This window comes from Sphingomonas sp. Sphisp66 (genome assembly GCF_047324325.1).
Taxonomy (GTDB): domain Bacteria; phylum Pseudomonadota; class Alphaproteobacteria; order Sphingomonadales; family Sphingomonadaceae; genus Sphingomonas.
On sequence record NZ_CP168508.1, the window covers coordinates 455,475 to 480,756 of the forward strand.

Below are 25,282 nucleotides of genomic sequence, written 5' to 3' on the forward strand. Positions count from 1 at the left end.
GCCGGGTCACGGGCGGAGCATCTCAGCACGTGGCAGATCTCAGAGATCTCGCCGAGCGCGCAAAGAAGGCTCCAATCGCGACCACGCGCCGCTACGCTAGTCGGGGATCAGCGTTTCCAGGACTTCCGCCAACCCGGCGAGGCGCGCGCCGGGATCGTCGATTGCCTCGGCCAGTATCAGCCGGTCGTTCTTGGGTACCAGGCCTGCCGCGGCGATATCGCCGGCGAACCCCGAATGCGGCGTCAGCGCGATCGCGGCGGGACCGGCGTCGATCCGGGCGATCAGGGCGTGTCGTGCGAGCAGCCTAATACGCGCGACGTCGAGCAAGCTGCGCGCTTCGTTCGGCAGCGCCCCGAACCGATCCTCAAGCTCGGCCTCGAACATATCCAGCGCGGCGGCATCGGCGATCCGTGCCAACCGGCCGTAGAGAACGGTGCGAACGTCCACTTCCGGCACCCAGGCCTCGGGCAATCGCCCGAAGATTCCGAGATGCAGCTCCGGCCGCCAGCGGTCGACGACCTCGCCGCGCGCGGTGCGCAGCGCGCCTTCGAGGAGATGCTGGTAAAGGTCGGTGCCGATCAGCTTCATATGGCCAGCCTGGGCCTCGCCGATCAAGTCGCCGGCACCGCGCATGTCGAGGTCGCGTGCGCTGATCGCGAAGCCAGCGCCGAGTTGATCGAATGCCTGGAGCGCCCGCAAACGCTTGAGCGTCGCCTCCGCGATCGGATGCGCGGGATCGGTCAGAAGCTGGATTTGCCCGCGCCTGCTGCCGCGCCCGACCCGGCCGCGCAGTTGATGCAGTTGGGACAGCCCGAACCGGTCGGCGCGCCAGACGATCATCGTGTTCGCGCGCGGCACATCTAGGCCCGCCTCGATGATATTGGTGGCGAGCAGCACGTCACCGTCTCCGGCCGCGAAGCACACCATCGCCTCGTCGATCTCGGCCGCCGGCATCTTGCCGTGCGCCTGGCGCACAGCAAGGTCCGGCACGAGGCGGGCCAGCTTCTCCGCCATCGGCGCCATGTCCTCGATACGCGACACGACGACGAAGCTCTGACCGCCGCGTCCTTTCTCGCGAAGCAGCGCGGTACGCACGATCGTTTCGTCGAAATCGCCGAGACTGGTGCGGATGGGCTGTCGCCGTGCCGGTGGGGTCGCAATCACCGATAGTTGCTGGAGACCGACCAGGGCGGTCTGCAACGTGCGCGGGATCGGCGTCGCGCTCAGCGTCAGGACATGGCAATTCGCGCCGAGCGCGCGCAACCTGGCCTTGTCCGCCGTGCCGAAGCGCTGTTCCTCGTCGATGACCACGAGCCCGATGTCGCGATAGACCGTACCCTTGGTGGCCACCGCCGCGGTGCCGATCACTACGCTGATCGATCCGTCTGCGAGTCCGGCCTTCACCGCCTTTTTCTCCGCCGCGCTCGACAGGCGCGAGAGCGCCGCGACCGAGATGCCGGTACCCTCGAAGCGACGAGAAAAGACTTCCAGGTGCTGGCGCACAAGCACGGTAGTCGGCGCTGCCACGACGACTTGCTTGCCGGCCAGGGCGGCAAGTGCCGCAGCGCGTAGCGCAACCTCGGTCTTGCCAAGGCCGACATCGCCGATCACCAGCCTGTCCATCGGCTTGCCGGAAGCGAGGTCGGCGCGGACCGCGCCGATCGCACGCGCCTGGTCCGGAGTCTCCGTATAGGCGAAGCCTTCGGCAAAGCGCTCATAGGCTACGGGATCTGGCACCAATGGCTCGCTAATGCGCTTCGCCCGTTCGGCAGCGAGTTCGGTCAGGGCGACGGCGCTTTCGGCGATCGCGGTGTCGATCGCGGCGCGGCGTTTCTGCCAGCTAGATCCGTCCAGCTTGTCGAGGGAGACCGCGTCGGCGTCCGCGCCGTAACGCCAGATCCGGTCGGCGTCGGCTACCGGGACGAGGCGGCGTGCCCCTGCGGCATAGTCGAGCACGATCCCGTCGCCAGCATCTTCGCCATCGACGACGAGGGGCTCCAGGCCGGCGACCACGCCGATGCCGAAATCCTCATGGATCACGACGTCGCCGAGGCTGATCTCGGTATCCAGGCCCTGCAGAGGATGTGCCGATGCGCCCGAGCCGGCATCCACACTCGCGCGGCTGCCGAGCAGGTCGGCCGCTGCGACCACCACGAGCCCCGGCACGCGCCAGCCGCGCTCGACCGGCATGACGAGCGTGGCGATGGAGCCGGGCGCCGCCGCTCGAGCCTCGCTCCAGCTTCTCAACGCTTTCGGTTGCCCGAACCGGGTCCCGAGGCGAGGGGAGAGGAAGCGCAGGTCGCGCTCGCCTCCGACCAGGATGATAGGATCGCCCCGCGCGACCGCCTCCTTCACGAAGTGCGCGAAGGCTCGCGCTGGCGCCCGGTTCGAGGCAAATCGTGGCACGTCGCCTTCCTCGGTCGCCACCAATTCGTTGTGGTCTCGCCCGGCCAGCGCGGCGTCCCATTGGGCGGGGCTGACTACCCGTTCGGCTCGCCCGGATGATCCCGCATCGGCGGCGAGGGCGAGGAAGCGATCTCGACGAAGGGTGACATCGGGATCGAACACGATAGCAGCATCGGGGAGGTGGTCGAAAAGGGATACCGCGTCCATGCCGAGCTCGGGCTCGGCTGCGCGTCCGATTTCCAGCCGGTCGAGCGGTTCGGTGCTCATTTGTGTCGCAGGATCATAGGCGCGGATCGCCGCGATGCGTCCGTCGTCGACTTCGATGCGCGCAGGCAGGCCGGCATCGGCCGGGAAGATATCGACGACCTGGCCACGTACCGCCATTTCGCCGGGCTCGTCGACGCGCTCGTCCGCGATGTAGCCGAGCGCGGTCAGCTCAGCCTGGAGCGTCGGCAGGTCGAGCACATCTCCCTGCGTGAGGACCGGGGGCACCACTTCGAAGGCAGCGGGCGGCGGAAATAGTCGTGCAGCACCTTCGGCAGTCGTGACCAGCGCTACGCGCTTGCCTGAAGTCGTGGCGAGGCGTGCCCGGTGCAGCGCCGTGACGCGCCGACCGATATTGGCAGGCGATGCTGGCGCCGCGTCTCCCGGCAGCGCGTCGCTCGAAGGGGTGTGGAGAACGGCCGTGTCTGGTGAGGCCGCCGCGAGGGCACGCCAGACGGCCTCGGCGCGCTGCTCGTTCGATGCGACGAAGAGGATGTCGGTCTTCCCCAGCGCCTCTGCCAGGCGAGCCGCGGCAGGGCCAATGGGAAGAAGCTCGGTCGCGCCCGCCGGCGCGCTGGACGTGTTCGTCACCGGTGTCGGAAGGAAGCAAGAGCGATCATGTCGCCAGAACCGGCGAGTGACGGCAAAGGTCCGCGTGCCGTAAGCTGCTAGCGCACGGGATTCCGCACGGTCATCGGCGGACGGGCAAGTGGGAAGCGGGCAGCAATCGTATGCTTACTCCATAGCTCGTGGGTAAGCGGCACCTGGCTGCAAGCACTTGGAATATGGAGAAACTGGCGCGGTTTCTGCGATTGATTCGCAGCCGGAACCAAAGCTTTCTCAGACGCTTCAAGCCTCGACCAGGGCTGGAGATGAGACATGGCTGAGTTCACGGATGCAATCGCGTTGCTGAAGGCCGACCATCGCAAGGTCGAGGACCTGTTCGAGCAATATGAGGGAGCCGGCGGTTCGGCGGCCAAGAAGAAGCTCGCGCACCAGATCTGCGTGGAATTGAAAATCCACACCATGATCGAGGAGGAAATCTTCTACCCCGCGTTCAAGGGCAAGATCGAGGACGACATGCTCGACGAGGCTTATGTCGAGCATGACGGCGCCAAGGTGCTGATCAACGACATCGAGGCCGGCAGCCCCGAGGACGATTTCTACGACGCCAAGGTCAAGGTCCTATCCGAGGAGATCAAGCACCACGTCCATGAGGAGGAAATGCCCTCGGAGGGCATGTTCGCCCAGTGCCGCAAGACCGATGTCGACCTGGTCGCGCTGCGGGATGTGATGCTTGCGCGCAAGCAGGAGCTGATGGCCCAGGAAAAGTCGGCGGGGCTCCCGCTGGCACAGCCGCACGCCGTCAACCTCATCGTCGCCTGACCACGACTGGATGCTGGCCCCGACCGAGCCCGCCGAGCGGGGCATTTCGCTCGACGCCTGCCGTGTACGCAAGATGGCGCGTTCCGCTCATGCCTTCGTGCGCGGCAGCACCGACCTGTTCTACAACTGGCTGAGCGTCGCGGATCTTGCGAAGGATATCCCCCAGGGACCTCCGGTGTGGATCTGCGGCGACTGCCATCTCGGCAATCTCGGCCCGCTTGCCGATGCCGAGGGCCGGATCGATATCCAGATCCGTGACCTGGACCAGACGGTCATCGGCAATCCCGCCTATGACTTGATAAGGCTTGCATTGTCGCTGGCATCGGCTGCGCGTGGCTCGGACTTGCCGGGCATCGCGACGGCGCGGATCGTCGAGGCGATGATCGATGGCTATACGCGCGCCCTCGATCTGCGCCGCGCGCCCGACGAGACGCTTCAGCCGCAACTCGTCCGCGCGGTGCACAAGCGTGCGCTAGGGCGGAAATGGCGCCACCTCGCGCGAGAGCGCCTCGACGCGGCGACCAAGCTGCCGATCGGCAAGCGCTTCTGGAAGCTCAGCGACGAAGAGCGCGAGGGGATCGAAGGCATCTTTGCCGAGCCGGAGATCGTCTCGCTGCTGCTGCGCCTCAGCGCGCGCAACTCCGCGCGCCGCCTGCATCTGCGTGACGCGGCCTATTGGGTGAAGGGATGCAGCTCGCTGGGTGCCGGCCGCTATGCCGCCTTGGTCGAAGTCGAAGGCAATTCCGGTCGCCGGACGAGCGCACTGATCGACCTGAAGCAAGCCCTTGCCCCGATTGCCCTGAAGGCGCCCCGGACGCGGCTGCCGCGCGACAATGCCGAGCGGATCGTCGGCGGCGCCCGAGCACTGTCGCCCAATCTCGGCGAGCGCATGTTGCCGGTGCGACTCCTGGGGAAGTCCTATGTGTTGCGGGAGCTACGGCCGCAGGATCTCAAGATCGAGGCCGATCAGTTCACCCGGCCCGAGGCGATCCGTGCCGCTTATTATCTCTCCTATGTGGTCGGGCGCGCGCATGCCGGCCAGCTGGACAACGATGCCCGGGCTGCCTGGGTCGAGGAACTTCGCGCGACTTCGTTCGGCAACCTGGACGCACCGCCCTGGTTGTGGCGCAGCGTTGTAAAGCTGATGGGCAGGCACGAGGCGGCCTATCTCGAGCATTGTCGCCGGTACGCGGTCGGTGGCGGCTGACCGGGCACCCGTCATCCAAGGGCCACTGACTCAGCCCGGCATCGCGCGGCCGAAGATCAGCGCAGCCGGCGGCGATTCTTGCGGACCTTGGCGCCGTACGCCCGAACGATATTGCGCGAGATCGCCCGTGGGCTGTTGCCCAGCCCGCAAGTCATGAGCGCCAGCTGGATTTCAGCTGCCGCAGTCAGCTTTTCCGCCACCATCAACTGGCTTTCGCGCGCCGCGGCCGATCCACCCGCGGCGATCTTGGCCGATCGCATCGCGATGACGCTGGTGGCGTCCATACCGAGTCGCCAGCTTTCCAGCCCCAGGGACCACCAGCCCAAGATTTCCGACATGCGCACCTCCGCCACTCGATACCCTCAGAACCAGCCAGAAGAGGATATGGGCCCCGACAGCGCAGAATTCTGCGTGATAGGCTGTGGCGCCCAGGGAGCTGTCGTTAGATCGGCCGAATTGCTGCGGCCCGTCGCAAAAATCCAGCGGAACCAAGTGCTAAGCGGGCAGTTCATGCTTCCGAGATCGCAATCCACCCCCCGCTCAGCGGTCTCACCGAAATCGACCCGCCGGCTTCCCCCCAGCCGGCGGGTCTTTCATTTTCGGGGCATTGGCGCCCCTTGAAGCCAAATCCCGCCTGTGCCGTTCTCTTGCCGATGCTGGTCTTTCTCGATTTTGAAGCCTCCTCGCTCGCAAAGCGCAGCTACCCGATCGAAGTCGCCTGGGTGTTCGAGGACGGGCGTTCGGAAAGCTTTCTGATCCATCCGGCGCCGGACTGGACCGATTGGGACCCCGCTGCAGAGGCGATCCACCGAATCCCGCGCGAGACGCTCGTGGCCCAAGGCACGCCTTACGATGAGGTCGCCCATCGCATGATCGAGGAGCTCACGAGCCATGACCTCCTCGCGAGCGCGCCCTCCTGGGACGGCAAGTGGATGAGTGCGCTGCTGCGCGCCGCTGGCTTGCCGCGCCACAGCTTGCGGTTGCGCGACACCGACGACGCTCAGCGTGAGACCGCCAGCGCGATCCTCGCACCGTTGGTACCCGCGGGAGAACTGGAAGGCCTGGTTTCCGGGTTGCTCGCGCGCAGCGAAGCCGTGAGCCGGCATATACCCGCGCACCGGGCGCTTGCTGATGCGCAGGTCGAGCGTGCTCGGTGGATCGGGGTCCGAAGCGCGGCGGAGGAGTTGGGCCGGCAGCTGCGGGCAAATGGCTGAGAGGCGTAGATCCGATGCCAAGGCCTATCCGGTCACGCCCGATGGCCGGTACTTCGCCGTGCGTGAGCGACTATGGCGAACCACCAATCCCGATCTCGAGCCAGAAGTCCGGGACCAGTTGGTCCGCGAACTGATGAGCGCCAGGCGCGCGGTTGGCGAGGCGCGCCGCGGTCAGGATAGTGATGCCGAGGCCGAGGCTCGCGCCGCTGTCGACAAGGCAAAGCACGCCTTGGGAGAGCGCGGTCCAGTTTGGTGGGACGATGGTGCCCCGGACTATAACCGCCATCTGGCGCGCAATACGCCCTATGCGGAGTGGTTCGCTGCGCTCGGCAAACAGGCCTAGGGGTTCTTCCGCAACTGCAGCCTAGGTCAGATCGGATTATATCCGATATGGACAGACAGGAGGCGCAAATGGTCGATAGCGCATATTTCGCGCAGCGCGCGGACACAGCACGCAGCGCTGCTATGAAAGCCAAGGGCATGCCCAGCTTTCGCGCGCACATGGGAATGGCACAGGAATATGAGCGGCGCGCGCGTGGCTTCGCGCAGCGCCACGCCGACGCGGTCGTGCTTGGCTAGGGTCGGAAGTGCGGGCTCAAGGAGCCCCCACTTCCGAGAAAGGTTAGATCCGTCCGCGCAGGACGTTCGCTGCCATGATGGCCGCGATCCCGGCGAATGCCGCGCTGGTCCAGGGACGCTCTTTGGCGAAGCCCTTCACCTTCTCCGTCAGTGGGGCATCGCCTGAAAAATGCTTCAGGAACGCATCGGTCAGCGCGGTCTTCCCGGTCGAAGCCGGGGTCGTGGTAGCGGTAGTTGCTTCGGCCATCCGTATCTCCTGGTTCTGAATTGAAGCGGTTGCCGTGGCTCAGGCCTCCGGCTTGTCGTCCTTGGGGCCGGGCTCGCCCGGCTGGGCTTCCGCCTCCGGCCAGCGGCCATCTTCGGTCTTCGCCGTGCCGGTCACATTGCGGGAATCGCGGGGCTCGTATTCGCCGCCCGGGCCTTCCTGCTCGTCGCCGCTCCAGCGCCCATCGGGCGTATGCGCCTTGCCCGTAACGTTGCGCGAATCATTGGGTTCGAGTTCGTTGCCGCCAGCCATATGATCTGTCCTTCCATGTCACGAGACGCGGCTCTCGATTTCAGCTCTTCGTGCTGCGGCGCTCAGCCGCTCGGCCCAGGTCCCGTCTCGCCGGCGACCTCGATATCCTCCGCGGAGCCGGGAATATGGAACGGCTCGATACTGTCGCTGGTGTCCGTCCTGTCGTCGCGCGGCGGCGTGTCCGACCCATCGGTGGGCTCGGCGACGCCAGGCTCGGCCGGCACGCCGTCGCTGTCTGTATTAACGGCAGCCAGGGCATAGCCCGCGCTCTCGTCGGCGATATTGGCGGCTTGGCTCCGCTCCGCACTCTCGTGGAAATCGCTCGGCTTCGCTTCGCTCGGTTCGTGATCGGACATGGCTAGTCTCCCGCCATCTCAAACCATCTGCCCGACGGTCGCGTTCCCTGGAGGTAGCAGGATCGCGCGCCCAAATTTCCTTCGACCTTACAGCGGCTTGCGATTGAATTTCGGGCGAGTGGTTCCCAAATCACGACCATCGTCAACAACGGAAAGGAGGTGGTCGAATGTCTCATTGTCACGCGCCGCACGCGGCGGGATTATCGAGCATGGCTGCCACCATGGGAGCCCGGCTCGGCTGAGCCGTCGCGCCACGGCACGACAATGGAAGGGCCGTCCGCGAGGGCGGCCCTTCGCTTTTCGTGGTAGCATCCTTCGCTGCCCCAAGGTGCCGTAGGCATTCGGAAACTCGCGTGAATCGAACGCGTTAAGCGCTCGAAGGAGAGAGACAATGGCCGACAACAAGACCGACACCGGCTCCCCGGACCGCGATCGCATTAGCCTGTCCGAGGACTACGAAATCCGCGATTGGACCGAGAGCTTCGGCGTCTCGGAAGAGCGCCTGCGCAAGGCGGTCTCGGCGGTCGGCAACAGCGCCGACGCTGTACGCGCCTATCTGAATAAATAGACGGAAACCGTCGAGGCCTGGCCTAGACGGACGAAGGCGGAGAGCAACTCAGAGCTCTCTTCATGTCGGAGCGTCGCCGCCAGAGACGGTGGCGGCACTCTCGCGCTCGGGGCGAGGCGATCAAGGCCAGTCGCGTGGATGGGCTTGTGCCGAAGCGACTGGAACGACAGCGAACTGCCTGGCGCCATCGACCGCTTTACGTCGCACCTTTTGCCCGTTCGGAACGTGACGCTTCCGCCAGCCGGAATGGTAAGTTTCACTAAGAGGTGTGCCAACGCATCCGCTCGAATTCACGTGGACAAGTTGGCATACTAGTAGTATATGCCGACGGGTCGGAAAGATAGTTTGGATTTAGTCGAAGAGAACTCACTCCATGTCTGCATGTTATTTTTAGGCTATATCTGTGGGCATGAATTATGTTGAGTTACTTTTTACGGAAGAAGTTTCAATTTGATATCAAATTTTATTTAGTTCTCTTCTGGCACCATTTTCCCAGTCCGGTGACGTCCGCAAGAGTCGCGTAAGTGGCTGGTTTAAAAGCATTTTTCCCAATATCTTTCCGACGGGTTTGGGCGGGTCCGCGGACATGCCATCAATTTTGGTGGTATAAATCGGCGGTGGATTCGCCCGTTTTCGGACGGAGATACCACCATGGCTGTTACCGCACTCGCGATCAGAAACGCCCGGCCCAAAGCCAAGCAATACAAGCTCGGAGACGGGCGCTACCTCTTCCTCCTGGTGATGCCGAACGGCGCCAAATACTGGTGCTTCCGCTATCGTTTTCTCGACAAGCAGAAGGTCATTGCGCTCGGCGTATGGCCCGAGGTCAGCCTGGCCGATGCCCGCGTGAAGCGCGACTCTGCACGCAGGATGATCGACGACGGTGTCGACCCTATGGTCGAGAAAAAGCGCCGGAAGCTTCGCGCCCAGATCGGCGCGAACGTCACCTTCAAGGGCGTCGCCGAGGAGTGGTTCGTCAAGATCACCCGGGAGGAGCGGGCCGAGGGGATAGTAGAACCAGCCGCGGTCGAGCGCATGTCGGCAATATTCCGATAGCAGCAACCGCACTGCGGGATCGAGGTCCGGGCCGCTGTCCTCCAGATAGCGTTCAAAGGCGGCGAAACTGTCGAGGCATTCATACATCGCCATGTACGGGGATTGGGGATGGGCAGGGAATCGGGTACCGCTCCGATTTTGCTTCACGTGCCAGCTGCCGGCTCCATGGATCTTCCGATCGTGATCGATGCCGCCGCCGCGATCGGCGGCGCGCGCGGCTGTGCCACACCGTCCGGGCCAGAGGCGGGTACGCCCCATCCAGCGAGGTGGCGCTGCTGCCTGGGCGGCATGGCTGCATGGCGAGGCCGGCCGGTGGTTGGCGGCACACGCGCCGACGAAGCTCGCATGGGGCCGGGCGAGATGAGTCTGGACGCCCGCACGATCCTCGCATTCCCGCGCGGGGGATTAAAGGCCGGCATCGCCTACAGCCCAATGCAACAATGAAGCTGCTGCCGGGAAAGCCAGGCAAGGGACGCAGGCAGCGGCAGGTTTCGTCCGCTGGCCTGATTGCAGGACGCTTGAGGGTCCGGAAACCGCACTGTGGTTCGAGGCGCCTCGCTCGTCTTCCTCAAGCCGGGAGGTTGGATCCGCTCGCATAGTAACAATTGCAACGTCCTCGCCGGGATGGAAAAAGGGCCAGCATGAACGACCAGGTGATTCAAATCCGACGCGATGCCGAGACGATCGCGCATATCGAGCGCATCGAGCAGCGGCTTCGCTGGCTCGCTTCTTGGACGATCCACAACGCCAATCATCTTCGCGACAGCCGTGACGGCCTCAAAGTCGGCGGGCATCAGGCCAGCTGCGCCTCGATCAGCGCGATCATGGCGGCACTCTATTTCGGCGCGCTCGGACCCAATGACAAAGTTGCGGTCAAGCCGCATGCCGGCCCGATCCTCCATGCGATCCACTATCTGCTCGGCAACCAGTCGCGCGAGCAACTCGAGCGCTTCCGCGGCTTTGGCGGTGCGCAGAGCTATCCGTCGCGGACCAAGGACCAGATTCCGGTAGATTTCTCGACCGGCTCGGTCGGCCTGGGCGTGGCGATCACGGCCTTTGCCAGCCTGGTCCAGGACTATCTGATCGCCCATGGCTGGAAGGACCCGGACACGGCGGGCCGCATGATCGCGCTGATGGGGGATGCCGAGCTCGACGAAGGCAATATCTACGAGTGCCTGATCGAAGCCTACAAGCACGACATCCGCAATTGCTGGTGGATCGTCGACTATAATCGCCAGTCGCTCGACGCGACCACGGCCGATCGGATGTTCAACCGCTTCGACGACATGTTCGCGACCTGCGGATGGCGCGTCGTGACGCTGAAGCATGGGCGTTGGCAGCGGGAGGCATTCGAACGGCCGGGCGGGGCGGCGCTTGCGCGGTGGATTGATGCCTGTCCGAACGCGGATTACGCGGCGCTCACCTATCAGGGCGGCGCGGCGTGGCGCGCCAGGCTGTCCGTGGACCTGGCGGGCGAGCAGCAGGCACTCGACCTGCTTGCGAGCTTCGACGACGCAGCGCTGGGCGAGCTGATGACCAATCTCGGCGGCCATTGCATCGAGACCCTGCTCGACGCGTTCGATCGTGCCCGGGACGACAAGCCGACCCTGTTCATCGCCTATACGATCAAGGGCTACGGCCTGCCCTTCGCCGGCCACAAGGACAATCACGCCGGCCTGATGAACCCCAGCCAGATCGCGACGCTGCGCGACGCGATGGGCATCGCCGAAGGGGAGGAATGGCAGCCCTGGGCCGGCCTGGGCGACAATGCCGCACGGGCACTGGAGGACTTCGTCGCCTCGGCGCCCTTCGCGGCCGAAAGCGACCGTTCGGGCGCGGCCAGGATCACCGTTCCCGCGATCCCGACGCCCGAGGGCACCATGTCGACGCAGTGGGCGTTCGGGCGCATCCTCCACGACCTTGCCAAGTCGGGCGATCCGCTCGCCGACCGACTGGTCACGACGTCGCCGGACGTGACGGTATCGACCAACCTGGGAGGCTTCGTGAACCTGCGCGGCCTGTTCCGCCGGCAGGAGCTGAAGGACGTCTTCCACGCCTCGCGGATCGTCTCGGCGCAGAAATGGGCGGGCCACGCCGCGGGCCAGCACATCGAGCTCGGCATCGCGGAGAACAACCTCTTCCTGATGCTCGCGGCGCTCGGGCTTTCCGGGAGCGTGTTCGGCGAGCGGCTCCTGCCGGTCGGCACCGTCTATGATCCGTTCATCGCCCGCGGCCTCGATGCGCTCAACTATGGCTGCTATCAGGACTCGCGCTTCCTGCTCGTCGCGACGCCTTCGGGGCTGACGCTCGGGCCGGAGGGCGGCGCGCACCAGTCGATCAACACGCCGCTGATCGGGATGGGCCAGCCTGGCCTGACCTGCTTCGAACCCGCTTTCTCCGACGAACTCGCGGCCTGCATGGAATGGGCGTTCGGCCATCTCCAGGAGGACAAGGGCGGCTCCGTCTATCTGCGTCTTTCGACGCGGGAGCAGGCCCAGCCGCATCGCGAGGACGATAGCTGGCGCCAGGACGCTCTCAAGGGCGGCTATTGGCTCCGGCGTCCGGCGGACGGCGTCGAGGCGGCCATCGTCTATTGCGGCGCCGTCGCGCCCGAAGCGCTCCAGGCCTGGGCGGAGCTCGCCGACGATATCCCCGGCCTCGGCCTGCTGGCGGTGACGTCGCCCGATCTGCTGCACCGCGACTGGAGCGCGGCACGGGCGGCGCGCTGGGAAGGCCGGGGCGCGGCGCGAAGCCATATCGAGCAGTTGCTCGCCCCGCTCGCGCGCGGCGCCGGCCTGGTCACGGTCATCGACGCGGCACCCGCCGCCCTGTCCTGGATCGGCGGAGTGATGGGGCACCGCGTCAGCCCGCTCGGGATCGACCGCTTTGGCCAGACCGGAGATCTTCCCGACCTGTATCGGGCCTATCGCCTCGACAAGGACGCCATCCACGACGCCGCGGCCGAGCTGTTCCTCTAGGTCGGATCCGGGGATGACTTCCCGCCGTCGTCCGGACGCGGCGGCGGGGAGGGGGCTGGGCCGCCGCGCGCCGTTCCCAATTCCAGGGACTGGCTCATGAAGTCTGCAACACGCTCGATGCCGAGCGGAGGCTGAAGACCGGATTCCGGGCCTTCGCGGCATGACCGCTCTCGCCCAAGAGCCCTCGCCGCAGAACGGGCGACCTCCAGGAAAATTTTGCACCGCAATGGCGGAAAACCGGCCCCGACGGCTCCCAAGGGGCAGCGCACGCGCGCTGCGACTGGAGCTTTGGGGGGTATATGAAATCGGATCGTTCGGTTCTGTTCGGTGGTTCGGCGATCGCCGCGATCACGATCGCAATGGCATCGCCGGCGCTTGCGCAGGCGCAGGGCAGCGCAGTGCCCGCCCAGACCGGCGAGCGCGCCGTGGGGGAAGGCACGGTCACCGGCGTGATCGCGAAGGAAGTCGGCGGCGACACGCTGCGCGACGCCGTGATCACGGTCGATGCCGGGGGCAAGCAGTACAAGGGCGTTAGCGACGAGGACGGGTCCTACACGGTACGCGACCTGCCGGCCGGCCCGGCCACGGTGACGGTCGAATTCGTCGGCTATGTCACCCAGACCCAGGACGTGGTGATCGCGCCCGGCGGTACGGCCCGGCTAGACTTCAACCTGGCGCAGAGCGGGCGGGGCGGCCAGGCGGCGCGCGAGAACGAGATCATCGTCAACGGCGAGCGCGAGGGCCAGGCCAGCTCGATCCAGGCGCAGCGCCGCGAAATGCAGATCGCCGACATCATCTCGACCGAGGCCTATGGCGACGTCGCCGGCGGCAATCCGGCGGAGATGATCAAGTACATGCCCGGCGTCGACGTGGACGGCACCAACGGCACCGCGATCTACGCCTCGCTGCGCGGCCTGCCGGGCGAGTTCACCCGCACCCAGCTGAACGGCATGGACGTGATCTCGGCCAACGCCAACTCGCCCACCGGCTATGCCAATTCGGCCGCGGCGGCGCGTGTGTTCAGCTATGAGGCGATCGGTGTCTCGGCGATCGATTCGATCGTGCTCTACAAGACGGTCGGCGCCAACCAGAATGCCGACGCGCCGGCGGGCATCGTCGATCTGCGCACCAAGCACGCCTATAACCGCAAGAAGCCGGTGCTGACCTTCTCGCTCAGCGCGTTCACGTCGGACGACATGCTGGACAAGTATCGGCATACCGGGCCGAAGTCCGACGGCTGGGGCGGCAAGCGCTTCCTGCCCAATGCGAACCTGTTCTTCGCCGACAGTTTCTTCAACCACCGGCTGGGTGTGATGTTCTCGCTGGGCTTCAACGACCAGTATCTGGGCTACGAGCAGAACACGATGAGCCGCAGCTACGCGCCGACGGCGAAGAGCCCGTCGCCGCTGGCCTTCACTGCCTATGAGACTGCCGCCAACCCGCGCCAGACCACGCGGCGCACCGGCTCGCTCCAGCTCGACTTCAAAGCGAACGACAAGCTGAACTTCGGCTTCCTCGCGATCGCCTATCGCGGCGACGTGTACCAGAACACGACCGGCGACGTGACCTACACCACCGGCGCGCGCAATGGCGTGATCGGCGATCCGCTGAGCAACTTCACCACCACCACCGGTGCCAAGATGACGGTGAGCGGCGGCGGGCAATACAAGGTCAACAACGGCAACATCCTGGCGCCGAGCTTCGAATGGAAGAGCGGCAATTTCCACCTGGACGGCAGCTTCGCCTATTCGGACAGCCACAGCTATTACGACACGCCGCACCGCGAGCAGGTGGGCACCGCGCCGACGCTGACGCTGTCGGGCACACCGCAGTTCAGCATGGTCAAGAACAGCCGGGGGCTGATGGGTACCGACTGGACGGTGACCCAGACCGCCGGCCTCGACTGGTCGAACCCGGCCAACTACACGATCAGCGCGCCGCAGATCCGCACCAGCGGCGGGCAGGACGCCTTCATCTACGAGAAATCGGGCCAGATGAATGCGCGCTATGAGGGGCATCTCGGCAATGTGCCGCTGACGCTGCAGTCGGGATTCAAGATCAGCAACGTCAACTACCGCTTTGGCGACGACACCTTCCTCGACAGCATATACAACTATGTCGGGCCGATGACGAACGCGCAGTTCATCCAGGCGTTCGTCAATCCCTATCAGCGGACGGTGTACGATCAGTCGGGATCCTACCATTATTCGCTCTCGGGATCGAACTATATCCCGACCTTCGACACCCACAAGCTCTATCTCGACTTCGCCAACAACCCGAGCAATTGGTCCAAGGCGGTGCCGACCGCAGCCAATTACGCGGCGGCGGCGTACAACAACAAGACGCGGTTCCAGGAGAACATCAAGGCGGTCTACGGCATGGCGACCGCGGAGATCGCGCCGCGGCTGAAGTTCCGCGCCGGCCTGCGCGCCGAATGGACCAGCAACACCTCGTTCGGCTACACCCAGATGCCGGCGGCGGAGCTCAAGACGCACACCGATCCGGCGACCGGCAAGGCCTGCGCGGTCGCCACCACCGGCATCGCCACCACCATCCCCTGCGTCGACATCCAATATGGCAGCAACGGGGTCCAGAAGACGACGGGCAGCTATTTCAACCTGTTCCCCTCGGCCTCGATCAAGTGGACCTTCGGCGACAGCAACGACATCGACGCGGGCTACAGCCACACGATCCTGCGCCCCGGCCTGAACGCGACCGCGGGCAATGCCAGCTATGATCCGCTCGGCGGCGACCTGGGTACCGGGCTGATCACCATCCCCAACCCGGCACTGCAGCCGGCGACGTCGGACAATTTCTCGGCCCGCTACTCGCGCTATTTCAAGAGCGTCGGCCTGTTCAACGTCGGGGTCTATTACAACCGGATCAAGGGCCTGGCGGTCGCCCAGGCGAACCTGACCGCCGACGAGGCGGGCCCGGCCGCGACCCAGGCGCTGGCGCAGCTGGGCATCGACGATCCGACGGGCATCCTGTTCACCACCTACAAGCAGGTGAGCCTGGTAACCATCAAGGGCATCGAGGCGAGCTTTCAGCACAGCTTCAGCTGGCTGCCCTCGCCGCTCAACGGCCTGTCGGTGCGCGGCGCCTTCATGCACAACGAGCCCAACACGCACGGCGACGACCCGCTGCTGCGCCTGGGCAACAATATCGGTTCGGCCGCAGTGATGTACGAAAAGGGGCCGGTGCGCTTCTACGTCAACCTGCTGTGGAACGACGACAAGCTGCGCTCGACCACGCCGAGCTGGTTCCAGGCCCGCACCGACCTGAGCGCGAACCTGCGCGTCAAGGTGAACAAGCATTTCGAGCTGTTCGGCACCATGTCGAACCTGCTCAACAAGCCGTACAATGTCGTGGTCCCCGGCAATGCCCCGGGCACGCAGACCGCGGATCCCACGCTGCCCAACCACACGGCGATCGAGAACTGGTTCGGCCGCTCCGGCACCATCGGCATCCGCGGCCGCTTCTAGAACCCTCATGCCTGGCCGGCGCCCAATCCGTCGAGATCGAACTCGAGTTTTGGCGATTGGGCGTCGGCCTGCGCGCACTCCTAACCTTCGATACCGGAGATAACCGAATGACCCTCGTGCTCGATCGCCGCAAGCTGCTTGCCGGGGCCGGCGGCCTTGCCCTGTTCGCCGGGCTGGCGCCTGCCTCCTGGGCGGCGGCGGGGTTCAGCCGTTATCCCTTCTCGCTGGGCATCGCCGCAGGCGATCCCTGGCCCGACGGGTTCGTGATCTGGACCCGATTGGCCCCCGAACCGCTTGCCGAGCATGGCGGCATGCCGATGGTCGCCGTGCCGGTGCGCTGGGAAGTGGCGGAGGACGCGCGCTTCGCGCGGATCGTGCAGAAGGGCGAGGCGGTCGCCCGGCCGGAGCTCGGCCATTCGGTGCATGTCGAGCTCGCCGGCCTCAAGCCGGGCCGGCCCTATTGGTACCGCTTCCTTGTCGAGGGCGCCGAAGCGAGCCCGGTCGGCATGGCGCGCACGGCCCCCGTCACCGGCGCGGCGGTCGATCGCCTGCGCATCGCGGTCGCCGGCTGCCAGGCCTATCCGCAGGGCTGGTACGAAGCCTGGCGCCACATCAGCCAGGAAAGCGATCTCGACGCCGTCTTCCACTATGGCGATTACATCTATGAAAGCGCGATGCATCCGCCGACGAAGAACATGCTGATCCGCGATGCGGCGGGCAGCCTGGTTTCGCGCGATCATTTCGGAGACGAGATCTACAGCGTCGACGATTATCGGCGGCGCTATGCCCAGTACAAGAGCGACCCGGACCTGCAGGCGGCGCACGCCGCGGCGGCGTTCGTGATGTCGTTCGACGATCACGAGGTCGACAACAACTGGGCGAGCAAGTTCGATCAGGACGGTACCCCGCCCGAGGCGTTCCTGCTTCGCCGCTACGCTGCGATGCAGGCCTGGTACGAGCATATGCCGGTGCGCCGGGCGCAGATGCCGGGGCCGGGCGGGATCACCATGTATCGCCGGCTCGACTTCGGTTCGCTGCTACGCATGCATGTGCTCGATACCCGCAGCTACCGCGACGACCAGCTCTGCGAGAAGCCGGGCGAGACTGCCTGCCGCGCCACCGACGGGCCCGAGGCGACGATCATGGGCAAGGCGCAGGAAGCCTGGCTCGACCAGGGGCTCGCCAACAAGGCGCGCTGGAACCTGATCGCGCAACAGGTCTTCGTCATGCCGCTCTATGGCGCCGGCGCCGATGGCGGGCGGCAGCTGCGACCCGGGCCGGATACCTGGAGCGGCTATCCCGCCTCGCGGGCGCGGCTCGTCCAGTCGATTGCGCGCCACAAGCTCAGCAATGTCGTCATCGCCACCGGCGACGCGCATATCCATGCGATCGGCACCGTGCCGATGCGCGACGATGCACCGGATGGCCCGGCCGCGGCCGTCGAGTTCCTCGCCACCTCGGTCACCTCGGGCGGGGACGGCACGCCGGGCGAGATCCCGCGGCACAAGGCGCTGCGCGAGGCCAGCCCCAATGTCGCGCTGCTCAACAACCAGCGCGGCTATCAGATGTTCGATATTACCGCGAAGGATTGGCGGACGGACGTGAAGGTGCTGGACCGGGTCCAGTCGCCTGGCGGGACGCTCAGCACGCTGGCCCGTTTCGCGGTCGAGCCGGACAAGGCTGCGTTGCATCGCCTTTGATCGCTACCGGGTATGGGCTGCCCGTCCGGCTCGAGGCGCTTCCGCCATCGATTTCACGATGCGCGGAAGCGTCTGCCAGCAATCCACGTACCGATGGCCTTGGCGACGCGCAGGTCCCCGCCCAAGCCGCGGCCAGTCCCGCCCCGCTCCCTAGAACCTCGCCCCCGCCCTTATGCCTATGGTCCGCGGCGTGATCGGGACGATATAGGGGCGCTGGTCGCAGGCGCCGCATTGCTGGAAGCGGGAGATCTGGCCGCGCTCGTCCCAGATATTCTGCGCGAACAGCTCGAGGCTGTAGCGGGCCAGCTCGAAGCCGAAGGCGAGGTTGCCGGTCGTATAGGCCTCGATCCGGCCAAGCGCGGCGGCCTTGGCGACGCGGATGTCCGACGAGGCCGAGCTCTGGTGCGCGATCAGCCCCTGCACATAGCCGCGGCCCGATCCCAGCGGGACCGAGTAGCGCGCGGTGCTGCTGATCTTGAAGCGCGGGGTGATCGGCAGGCGGGTGCCGCTGGGCGCGAGCACGTCGCTGCCGTCGCCGATGCAGACCTGCGTCGCGCACAGGTCCTCGCGTGTCTTGGCATCGGTGTACGATCCCGCGACGGTGAGGTTGAGCCCGCCCAGCGAGAGGTTGGCATCCATCTCGGCGCCGCGGATGCGCGCATCGGGTCCGTTCTGGATGATCGTGAAGCTGTTCGGCCCGAGGAACGAGAACTGGAAGGCTTTCCAGTTCTGCTGATAGATCGCGCCGTTGAAGCGCAGCTTGCCATCGGCCAGCGTCGTCTTCCAGCCGAGCTCGTAATTGTAGAGCGTGTCGGTGGAATAGGGCGCGACGTCCCCGCGCCGATTGATCCCGCCGGGGCGGAAGCCGCTGGAGGCGACGGCGTAGAACAGCAGGTCGTCGGTCGGCTTCCAGGTCAGGTTGAAGCGATAGGTTATGCCCTGGTCGATCGTCTTCTTGGGGATCAGCTTGCCGCTGGCATAGGTGGCGAGATTGGTGCACGGCCCGCCCGCCACCATCGCGGGCAGCAGCGTGTTGGTGGGGCTGCCGTCGAGATAGGCGTCGCGCAGCGTCCTGCCATCGGCCATGAAGCAGCTCGCCACGCCGGTGCGCGAGCTGCCGGCGGCGTTGAACGGCGATGCGCTGTAGGGGCGCCCGTCGCCGGGATCGACGCCAGGGTTCCGGCCGAAGCCGAAGAAGCCGATCAGCGAGTTGTCATAGATGTAGACGCGCGCGCCCGCGGTGAAGGTCAGCTTGGGCGAGATGTCGAAGCTCGCTTCGCCGAACATCGCGTAATCCTTGTCGACGCGGTGCTGCTGGGTAAGCCAGAGTGTCCCCGGCGAGCCGTTGACCGATACGGCGGTACCGAGGCCGGGGATCTTGTAGTCCTGGTGGATCAGGTTCGACTGGCGCTGGTAGAACATGCCCGCCACGATCCGGAAGCGATCCGTCGAGGGCGAGGCCACGCGCAGTTCCTGGCTGGTCTTCTTGAAATGGTCGGTGCCGATCACCCACTGGCGCGGGTCGATCGTGTTGCCCGCATTGTCCTGATAGTAGAAATAGCCGGCAAGCCCGCCGACCGAGGCATAGAGATTGTCGTAAGCCTCGGAATAGTCGGTATAATCGGTCGCCGAATAGGCCTTGCGGTCGAGATAGGCGCCGGCATAGGTCAGGTCCCAGTTGCCGATCTTGCCCTCGATCGTCAGCGCGCCCTGGATGAAGCGGTCGCGGCGGCTCTCGGGATAGAAATGCTGGACCTGAAGGTCGCCGACCCGCGGGTCGAACGCATAGCTGCCATGCCCGCGCATCTCCTGGTAGAGCACGGTCGGCGTGACCGTCCAGACATCGTCGAGATCGACCTTGAGCGCGGCGCGGCCGCCCCAGGTATCGGTGTCGTTGTAGTTTTTCTTGACGAACGCGTTGTTGTTGACAGTGATGCCGCCGGGCGTCGGCAGGAAGCTGCGCGTGCCGGGGACATTGTCGATATAGCCGGCGTCGCGCTGGTAGAAGCCGACGACGCGGAGCGCCGCGAAGCTCGACAGCGGCGCGTTGATCATGCCCTCGATCTTGCCGCCCTGGCCGCCATGCGCGACCGTATTGCCCTCGACATCTACCCGCCCCTCGAACGCCGAGGTGTCGGGCTTGTTGGTGATGATGCGGATCGTGCCCGCCTGGCTCGACGCGCCATAGAGCGTGCCCTGCGGCCCGGCGAGGCTCTCGATCCGGGCGATGTCGTAGATATGGACGTCGAGCGTGCCGCCGATCGTCGTGACCGGCTGCTCGTCCAGATAGCTGCCGACCGAGGGCAGCGAGCCCGAATGGTTGCCGTCGCCGCCCGAGGCCACGCCGCGCATATAGACGGTGGTGACGCCGGGCTGCGAGGTCTGGAACGCCACCGAGGGCAGCAGCTGGGTGAACTCGTTGAAGTTCGAGATATTGAGCTGGTCGAGCTTGCGCGTGCCGATCGCCTGGATGCTGATCGGGACCGACTGGATATTCTCGTCGCGCTTCTGCGCGGTGACGACGATCTCGTCCTGATCGGGGGGAAGTTCGGAAGAGGTTGTCTGGGTACTCTGGGCTTGCGCCATGGCGGGGAGGGACAGGGCCGTCGAAGCGAGCAACCCGGAAATCACGGCACGGCGCACGGATAATATCATCGCAGCCCCCAGTGTAATCTCAATGTCATGGGAGACTGTGCTGCGATGCAGCAGCCGTCAATCGGCGTGCCGGAAACGCGTGTGAAATCTTGGGGACCGTGATGTTTCTGCAACGTTACAAGTTGCCGGGCACCTGCGGATAGGGATCGACGACATCGCCCAGTGCGGCGACGAGCGGATCCAGATGCGGCGCAAAGGGGCGCCAGGCGCTGTCCCCGCCGGTGAAGATCGGCTGGCGCACCTGCTCGGAGCTCGCGGTTCGCACCGCGCGCTCGGTCTCGTGAAAGGCAAGGCAGCCGGGCTCGAACCCGACGCCACAGGCCTCCAGCAACCGGCGGACCTCGGTCTCAGTATCCGCAACCAGCGCCTCATGGATCACGCGATACGCGCTGCCCGGCTGGACGCGGTCGAGATGCGCCATCATCCGCACATAGTCGCGATAATAGCGGCCCATATCGTCGAGCGCATAGCTGAACGCCTGGCCGCGCGCGAAATGCTGCTTGAAGTTGGAGAAGCAACAGGCACGCGGCTCGCGGCGCGCGTCGATGATCACGGCGTTGGGCAGGATCAGGCGGATCAGCAGCACATGCGCCCAGTTGTTGGGCAGCTTGTCGATGAAGAAGGGCCGGTCGGTCCTGCGCTGGACCGCGGTCCTGCGAAGATATTCCTCGCCAAGGTCTCGGGCCTGGTCTCGCGTCAGCTCGGCCAGCCCGTGCGGGTAATTGGGGATGCGGCGGGCGAGGGCGGGCAGGTCGGGAAGCTCGGTCGTCCCTTCGATCGCGCTGTGGCTGGCGAGGATCTGCTCGACCAGGGTGGAGCCTGCGCGGGGCATGCCGAGGATGAAGATCGGATCGCGCGCATCGCAGCCCCAGCCGGCGCGATCGGCGAGGAAATCGCCGGTGGCGAGCGTGATGCAGTCATCGACGAAGCGCTCGGTCTCGTCGGCATCATAGACGAGCTGGGTGCGGCGCAGCCGGTTGCCCGCGGCATAATGCGCAAAGGCACGGTCGGCCTCGCGCCGGTCCTCGAATGCCTTGCCCAGCGCGAAATCGAGATGGAAGCGATCCTCGTCGCCGATGGCGCTGTCGGCCAGTGCGGCTTCCATCGCCGCGATGTCGGAATCGTCGAAGCGCACGGTCTTGAGATTGGCGAGGCTCCACCACGCTTCGCCCAGTTCGGGGCGCAGCGCAATCGCCCGGCGATAGGCGGCGATGCCGTCGGCCTGGCGGCCCACGGTCTTGAGCATATGGCCATAGCTCATCCACAGCTTGGGCTGGTCGGGTGCAGTGGCGAGCACATGCTCGTAAAGCTGGATCGCTTCCTCAAATGCGCCCAGCCGGCCGAGCGTGGCGGCCTTGAGATTGGCATGGCCGGGATGATCGGGCTCGGCGGCGATCAGCTGGTCGAGTTCCTCGAGCGCCTCGCTCGCGCGGTTCTGGCGGTAGAGCACCAGCGCGAGATTGGCGCGCGCCGCGGTGAAGGCCGGGGCGATCTCGACCGCGCGGCGCAGCAAATTCTCGGCATCCTTCAGCCGGCCGATCCGGCCGGCGAGTTCGGCGAGCATGCGGATCGCGCGGGCATCGAAAGGATCGCGCTTGAGATAGGCCTTGAGACCCCGCTCGGCTTCCGGAAGACGATTGTCGTGCAGCGCGAGCGCGGCGTCCAGCAGGTCGGGAGGAAAGCGCGTCGCCAGCATCGCGCGATGTGACCACGCACGCGCCGCGCGATCAAGCGGGAAGACGCGTTGGCCTGGGCCTTAGGGTTGGCCATTCCAACGGCGGCGAATGCAATGGCATTGCGTCGAACAGCGTGTATGCTGCCGGCCTCGCTCACCGTGCAGAGGATCGGTCAATGGAAGACCTGGCGTTGCTGTTCGCACTCTTCTTCGGTTTCAACACGCAAGTTGCGGATATGTGCCCGAACGGCGGCGGCAACTGCTGAGCCCGTCGGTCGGGGCGGTTATGCCGGTCGCCGGGCGCGCGATCATCGCCGTCACGACGGCGTGAGCGACACGCTCTCTCCGCCACGGCGCGCGCTCGGCTTCTGGCCGACGCTGGCGCTTGTGGTGGGCAACATGATCGGCTCGGGCATCTATCTGCTGCCCGCGACGCTGGCGCCGCTCGGTGCCAATGCGCTGATCGGCTGGGGCGTGACGATCCTCGGCGCCATGGCGCTGGCCTTCGTGTTTGCCCGGCTCGCGGCCCGGATTCCCTGTGCCGGCGGCCCCTATGCCTTTGCCGACGCCGCGTTCGGGCCGGCGGTGGGGTTCGCGGTGGCATGGAGCTACTGGATCCTGGTCTGGGCAGGCAATGGCGCGCTCGCCATCGCGGTGGTGAGCGCGCTCAGCGTGCCGTTCCCTCGGCTCGGCAGCGGCATGCCTGCGTTCGTCACGGCGCTCCTGTTGATCTGGGCCGCCGTCGCCGTGAACATCCGCGGCGTCGCGCTGGCCGGGCGGATCCAGCTGGTGACCGCAGTGCTGAAGCTGGCGCCGCTCGTCGCGGTGGTCCTGCTCGCCTTCTGGCTGCTGGCCCGCGAGGGCAGCGCCGCGATCGCCGCCAATCCGGCGGTGCCGATCAGCGCCAACGCCATTGCCGGCGCGGTGGCGCTCACCTTCTGGGGCTTCCTCGGCGTCGAATCCGCGACTGTTCCCGCCGACAAGGTCAGGAACGCGGCGCGGACGGTGCCGCTCGCCACGCTGCTCGGCACGGCGCTGACCGGAATGGTCTATGTCCTGGTCGCGGGTTCGATCGGGCTGATGATGCCCGCGGACGTGACCGCGGCCTCGCCCGCGCCGCTCGCCGAGTTCCTTGGCCGCGCATGGGGGAGCGGAGCGCTGCAGGTCGTCGCCCTTTTCGCCGCGATCAGCGCGCTCGGAACGCTCAACGGCTTCGTCCTGCTGCAGGGCGAGATGCCCTGGGCGATGGCGCGCGGCGGCGTCTTCCCGGCCTGGTTCGCCCAGGAGAGCCGCCACGGCACCCCGGCGCGCGCGCATCTCGTCTCGGGCGTGCTGGTGACGATCGTGATGGCGCTCAACTATACGGGATCGACCGGCGCGCTGTTCGCCGAGATCGCGACGATCAGCCTCGCCGCCGGCATGCTCGCCTATTTCGTCAGCGCGCTGGCCGGGCTCAGGCTGCTTGCCGGCGACCGCCCGGCCCAGCTGGCCGCGATCGCCTCCGCCGGCTTCGTGCTGTGGATGATCTACGGGCTCGGTCTGCACGCCAATGCATGGGGCCTCGGGCTGCTCGTGCTTGGCATCCCGGTATTCCTCTGGGTGCGGCGAGGCCGGTCAGATCGGCAATAGCCGCCGCACCAGCGAACGGTCGCGCAGGATCTCGTGCGCGGCATTGTGCCCGGGCGCACCCGTCACGCCGCCGCCCGGATGCGTGCCCGACCCGCACATGTAGAGCCCCGAAACCGGTGCGCGATAGTCGCCATGCCCCAGCACCGGCCGCGCCGCCCAGAGCTGGTCGAGCCCCATCGTGCCGTGGAAGATGTCGCCTCCGATCAGCCCGAACTTGCGCTCGAGGTCGAGCGGCGAATGGATCTGCCGGGCGATCACGCTCGCCTTGAAATTGGGGGCGTGGTCGTTGACCGTGTCGATGATCAGGTCGGCGACTTCCTCGCGTGCATCGTCCCAGCTGCGCCCGTCCGGCAGCTGCGGCGCGAATTGCTGGCAGAACAGGCTGGCGATGTGCATCCCCTCGGGCGCCAGACTGTCATCGACCGTGGTCGGCAGCTTCATCTCGACGATCGGCTTCTTCGACCAGCCCTGCGCCTTCGCGTCGTCGAATGCCTGGTCCATATAGTCCATGCCCGGCGCGATGATGATCCCGGCGGTGTGATGCTCGGCCTTCTCCTTGCCGCGCAGCACGCTGAAGTCCGGCAGCTCGCTGAGCGCGACGTTCATCCGGAAGGTGCCCGAGCCGGTCTTGAAGCTCCGCATCCGCTTGTTGAAGTCGGCGGGCAGGTCGTTGGTGTCGAGCATCTGGCGATAGAGCATCGCCGGCCCGACATTGGCGGCGACGATCCCCGCGGCGATCTCTTCCCCGCTCTCCAGCCGCACGCCGGCCGCCTTGCCGCCGTCGACAAGCACCTTCGCGACCGGCGCCTCCAGGCTGATCTCGACGCCGGCATCCTCGCAGGCGCGCGCCATCGCCTGGGTGATCGCGCCCATGCCGCCCACCGAATGGCCCCAGGCGCCGAGCTTGCCGTTCACTTCGCCGAAGACGTGGTGGAGCAGGACATAGGCCGAGCCGGGGGTCGACACCCCGGCATAATTGCCGACGACCGCGTCGAAGGCGAAGGCGGTCTTGACGTGGTCGTCCTCGTACCAGCCGTCGAGGAAGTCGCGCGCCGACTTGGTGAACACGTCGAGCAGGTCGCGCTGCGCCTCGATCCCCATCTTCGACAGCGGCCAGCCCTGGGCCGCGCCGCTCAGCAGCGCGCGCAGCCCGCCGCCGGCATTGGGGGGCGTCTTGAGCGCGAGGTCGCGCAGCACCTGGGCGACCTTCTCGAGCGCGGCGTCATAGGCCGGATAGGCGTCCGCATCCTTCTGCGAGAAGCGGGCGAACTCGGCCTGGGTTCGCGCTGTGCCGCCGCCGAGCTTGAGATAGGTGTCCTCGAACGGAAAGAAGTTGCTGATCGTCCGCTCGATGATCCGGAAGCCGCGCGCGTGCAGCTTCATGTCGGCGATCACCTTGGGCCGCAGCAGGCTGACCGTGTAGCTGGCGGTCGAGTTGCGGAAGCCGGGATGGAATTCCTCGGTCACCGCCGCCCCGCCGACGACGTGCCGGCGCTCGAGCACGCGGACCTTGAGGCCTGCCCGGGCGAGATAGAAGGCGCAGACCAGTCCGTTATGCCCGCCGCCGATGACGATCGCGTCGTATCGCTTCATGCTTCCTCCCCGAG

Annotated in this window: 19 protein-coding genes; 11 read left to right on the forward strand and 8 right to left on the reverse strand. The window is 66.2% G+C overall.

Annotated features, from left to right (window positions below; genetic code table 11):
• Window positions 1-96: 96 nt before the first annotated feature.
• The gene (locus tag ACEN8G_RS02230; protein ID WP_413414321.1) at window positions 97-3,261 is read right to left on the reverse strand and encodes a helicase-related protein; all 3,165 of its coding nucleotides are present in this window, start codon (window positions 3,259-3,261) and stop codon (window positions 97-99) included.
• Between the two features lie 288 nt (window positions 3,262-3,549).
• Here ACEN8G_RS02230 and ACEN8G_RS02235 point away from each other — a divergent pair, with 288 nt between their 5' ends.
• Window positions 3,550-4,056 carry a hemerythrin domain-containing protein gene (locus tag ACEN8G_RS02235; RefSeq protein WP_413414322.1) on the forward strand — a complete coding sequence of 169 codons (507 nt, stop codon included), beginning with the start codon at window positions 3,550-3,552 and terminating at the stop codon, window positions 4,054-4,056.
• Between the two features lie 10 nt (window positions 4,057-4,066).
• Window positions 4,067-5,263, forward strand: coding sequence for a DUF2252 family protein (locus ACEN8G_RS02240; protein WP_413414323.1), 1,197 nt, complete (start codon window positions 4,067-4,069; stop codon window positions 5,261-5,263).
• 56 nt (window positions 5,264-5,319) lie between these two features.
• Here the strand turns inward: ACEN8G_RS02240 and ACEN8G_RS02245 are convergent, their stop codons facing one another.
• Window positions 5,320-5,601: a hypothetical protein gene (locus tag ACEN8G_RS02245; protein WP_413414324.1), complete on the reverse strand. Its 282-nt coding sequence runs from the start codon at window positions 5,599-5,601 to the stop codon at window positions 5,320-5,322.
• Window positions 5,602-5,916: 315 nt separating this feature from the next.
• Between ACEN8G_RS02245 and ACEN8G_RS02250 the strand changes: the two genes are divergently transcribed.
• The 3 genes from ACEN8G_RS02250 (at window position 5,917) to ACEN8G_RS02260 (ending at window position 7,056) form a co-directional block, all read left to right on the forward strand.
• On the forward strand, window positions 5,917-6,477 hold the full coding sequence (locus tag ACEN8G_RS02250; protein ID WP_413414325.1) for a transcriptional regulator: 561 nt from the start codon (window positions 5,917-5,919) through the stop codon (window positions 6,475-6,477).
• On the forward strand, window positions 6,470-6,820 hold the full coding sequence (locus tag ACEN8G_RS02255) for a hypothetical protein (protein WP_413414326.1): 351 nt from the start codon (window positions 6,470-6,472) through the stop codon (window positions 6,818-6,820). Before ACEN8G_RS02250 ends, ACEN8G_RS02255 begins: the two co-directional genes overlap by 8 nt.
• Window positions 6,821-6,888: 68 nt before the next feature.
• A complete protein-coding gene (locus ACEN8G_RS02260) occupies window positions 6,889-7,056 on the forward strand; it encodes a hypothetical protein (RefSeq protein WP_413414327.1) in 168 nt (55 codons plus the stop codon).
• Window positions 7,057-7,099: 43 nt separating this feature from the next.
• Here ACEN8G_RS02260 and ACEN8G_RS02265 read toward each other — a convergent pair whose 3' ends face one another.
• From ACEN8G_RS02265 to ACEN8G_RS02275, 3 genes are all read right to left on the reverse strand, one after another.
• Window positions 7,100-7,303, reverse strand: coding sequence for a hypothetical protein (locus ACEN8G_RS02265; protein ID WP_413414328.1), 204 nt, complete (start codon window positions 7,301-7,303; stop codon window positions 7,100-7,102).
• Between the two features lie 39 nt (window positions 7,304-7,342).
• Window positions 7,343-7,573, reverse strand: coding sequence for a hypothetical protein (locus tag ACEN8G_RS02270; protein WP_413414329.1), 231 nt, complete (start codon window positions 7,571-7,573; stop codon window positions 7,343-7,345).
• Between the two features lie 62 nt (window positions 7,574-7,635).
• Window positions 7,636-7,929, reverse strand: a complete 294-nt coding sequence (locus tag ACEN8G_RS02275; protein WP_413414330.1) for a hypothetical protein — start codon at window positions 7,927-7,929, stop codon at window positions 7,636-7,638.
• A 391-nt stretch (window positions 7,930-8,320) separates the two neighbouring features.
• On the opposite strand from ACEN8G_RS02275, the gene ACEN8G_RS02280 reads away from it, so the two are divergent.
• The 5 genes from ACEN8G_RS02280 to ACEN8G_RS02300 all read left to right on the forward strand — a co-directional run bounded on the left by ACEN8G_RS02280 (window position 8,321) and on the right by ACEN8G_RS02300 (window position 17,716).
• A complete protein-coding gene (locus tag ACEN8G_RS02280) occupies window positions 8,321-8,497 on the forward strand; it encodes a DUF3606 domain-containing protein (protein ID WP_413414331.1) in 177 nt (58 codons plus the stop codon).
• 651 nt (window positions 8,498-9,148) lie between these two features.
• Complete coding sequence (locus ACEN8G_RS02285) at window positions 9,149-9,553, forward strand: Arm DNA-binding domain-containing protein (RefSeq protein WP_413414332.1); 405 nt, start codon at window positions 9,149-9,151, stop codon at window positions 9,551-9,553.
• Window positions 9,554-10,194: 641 nt separating this feature from the next.
• On the forward strand, window positions 10,195-12,531 hold the full coding sequence (locus tag ACEN8G_RS02290) for a transketolase (protein WP_413414333.1): 2,337 nt from the start codon (window positions 10,195-10,197) through the stop codon (window positions 12,529-12,531).
• Between the two features lie 299 nt (window positions 12,532-12,830).
• Window positions 12,831-16,016 (forward strand): TonB-dependent receptor domain-containing protein, encoded by a 3,186-nt coding sequence (locus tag ACEN8G_RS02295; protein ID WP_413414334.1) that lies wholly within the window; start codon window positions 12,831-12,833, stop codon window positions 16,014-16,016.
• A 107-nt stretch (window positions 16,017-16,123) separates the two neighbouring features.
• A complete protein-coding gene (locus ACEN8G_RS02300; protein WP_413414335.1) occupies window positions 16,124-17,716 on the forward strand; it encodes an alkaline phosphatase D family protein in 1,593 nt (530 codons plus the stop codon).
• A 150-nt stretch (window positions 17,717-17,866) separates the two neighbouring features.
• On the opposite strand, the gene ACEN8G_RS02305 is transcribed toward ACEN8G_RS02300, so the two are convergent.
• The gene (locus ACEN8G_RS02305) at window positions 17,867-20,302 is read right to left on the reverse strand and encodes a TonB-dependent receptor (protein ID WP_413414901.1); all 2,436 of its coding nucleotides are present in this window, start codon (window positions 20,300-20,302) and stop codon (window positions 17,867-17,869) included.
• A gap of 184 nt (window positions 20,303-20,486) precedes the next feature.
• Window positions 20,487-22,067 (reverse strand): sulfotransferase, encoded by a 1,581-nt coding sequence (locus tag ACEN8G_RS02310; protein ID WP_413414900.1) that lies wholly within the window; start codon window positions 22,065-22,067, stop codon window positions 20,487-20,489.
• A gap of 306 nt (window positions 22,068-22,373) precedes the next feature.
• On the opposite strand from ACEN8G_RS02310, the gene ACEN8G_RS02315 reads away from it, so the two are divergent.
• On the forward strand, window positions 22,374-23,675 hold the full coding sequence (locus tag ACEN8G_RS02315) for an amino acid permease (RefSeq protein ID WP_413414899.1): 1,302 nt from the start codon (window positions 22,374-22,376) through the stop codon (window positions 23,673-23,675).
• Here ACEN8G_RS02315 and ACEN8G_RS02320 read toward each other — a convergent pair.
• The gene (locus ACEN8G_RS02320) at window positions 23,661-25,268 is read right to left on the reverse strand and encodes a phytoene desaturase family protein (protein ID WP_413414898.1); all 1,608 of its coding nucleotides are present in this window, start codon (window positions 25,266-25,268) and stop codon (window positions 23,661-23,663) included. The genes ACEN8G_RS02315 and ACEN8G_RS02320 overlap by 15 nt on opposite strands.
• Window positions 25,269-25,282: the final 14 nt, after the last annotated feature.

What these genes read in the sequence shown, in the direction of transcription:
- ACEN8G_RS02255 (WP_413414326.1), top strand. Translation starts at nt 6,470, where the DNA reads ATGGCTGAGAGGCGTAGATCCGATGCCAAGGCCTATCCGGTCACGCCC.
- ACEN8G_RS02240 (WP_413414323.1), top strand. Translation starts at nt 4,067, where the DNA reads ATGCTGGCCCCGACCGAGCCCGCCGAGCGGGGCATTTCGCTCGACGCC.
- ACEN8G_RS02250 (WP_413414325.1), top strand. Translation starts at nt 5,917, where the DNA reads ATGCTGGTCTTTCTCGATTTTGAAGCCTCCTCGCTCGCAAAGCGCAGC.
- ACEN8G_RS02260 (WP_413414327.1), top strand. Translation starts at nt 6,889, where the DNA reads ATGGTCGATAGCGCATATTTCGCGCAGCGCGCGGACACAGCACGCAGC.
- ACEN8G_RS02285 (WP_413414332.1), top strand. Translation starts at nt 9,149, where the DNA reads ATGGCTGTTACCGCACTCGCGATCAGAAACGCCCGGCCCAAAGCCAAG.
- ACEN8G_RS02245 (WP_413414324.1), bottom strand. Translation starts at nt 5,601, where the DNA reads ATGTCGGAAATCTTGGGCTGGTGGTCCCTGGGGCTGGAAAGCTGGCGA.
- ACEN8G_RS02310 (WP_413414900.1), bottom strand. Translation starts at nt 22,067, where the DNA reads ATGCTGGCGACGCGCTTTCCTCCCGACCTGCTGGACGCCGCGCTCGCG.
- ACEN8G_RS02320 (WP_413414898.1), bottom strand. Translation starts at nt 25,268, where the DNA reads ATGAAGCGATACGACGCGATCGTCATCGGCGGCGGGCATAACGGACTG.
- ACEN8G_RS02235 (WP_413414322.1), top strand. Translation starts at nt 3,550, where the DNA reads ATGGCTGAGTTCACGGATGCAATCGCGTTGCTGAAGGCCGACCATCGC.
- ACEN8G_RS02280 (WP_413414331.1), top strand. Translation starts at nt 8,321, where the DNA reads ATGGCCGACAACAAGACCGACACCGGCTCCCCGGACCGCGATCGCATT.
- ACEN8G_RS02270 (WP_413414329.1), bottom strand. Translation starts at nt 7,573, where the DNA reads ATGGCTGGCGGCAACGAACTCGAACCCAATGATTCGCGCAACGTTACG.
- ACEN8G_RS02300 (WP_413414335.1), top strand. Translation starts at nt 16,124, where the DNA reads ATGACCCTCGTGCTCGATCGCCGCAAGCTGCTTGCCGGGGCCGGCGGC.
- ACEN8G_RS02265 (WP_413414328.1), bottom strand. Translation starts at nt 7,303, where the DNA reads ATGGCCGAAGCAACTACCGCTACCACGACCCCGGCTTCGACCGGGAAG.
- ACEN8G_RS02295 (WP_413414334.1), top strand. Translation starts at nt 12,831, where the DNA reads ATGAAATCGGATCGTTCGGTTCTGTTCGGTGGTTCGGCGATCGCCGCG.
- ACEN8G_RS02275 (WP_413414330.1), bottom strand. Translation starts at nt 7,929, where the DNA reads ATGTCCGATCACGAACCGAGCGAAGCGAAGCCGAGCGATTTCCACGAG.
- ACEN8G_RS02290 (WP_413414333.1), top strand. Translation starts at nt 10,195, where the DNA reads ATGAACGACCAGGTGATTCAAATCCGACGCGATGCCGAGACGATCGCG.
- ACEN8G_RS02305 (WP_413414901.1), bottom strand. Translation starts at nt 20,302, where the DNA reads ATGGCGCAAGCCCAGAGTACCCAGACAACCTCTTCCGAACTTCCCCCC.